Source organism: Photobacterium sp. R1 (genome assembly GCF_054600795.1).
Genome location: NZ_BAAHZP010001030.1, coordinates 1 through 233 on the forward strand (window position 1 = coordinate 1; position 233 = coordinate 233).

Annotated in this window: 1 pseudogene; it reads left to right on the top strand. The window is 48.1% G+C overall.

The annotated features are described in order from the left end of the window. A pseudogene (locus tag ACYP03_RS28185) lies at window positions 1-233 on the top strand (MBL fold metallo-hydrolase); the annotation flags it as partial.

Genomic DNA, 233 nt, shown 5'->3' on the forward strand with positions numbered 1-233 from the left:
CGCGCGACGTATCAGTATGGCAACGCTCTTCCTATTGGCCCTAAAGGGTTAGTCGATGCAGCCATCGGCAAAGGCACATCACTGGGCATGATAGGCTTAATTACCCCAACACGAGAGATCAGTCAGGATACCGAAACCGTCACGATCGACGGTATTGAGATGGTATTCATGAACACGCCAAATACAGAATCTCCTTCTGAGATGAACACCTATTTCCCGCAATTCAAAGCATT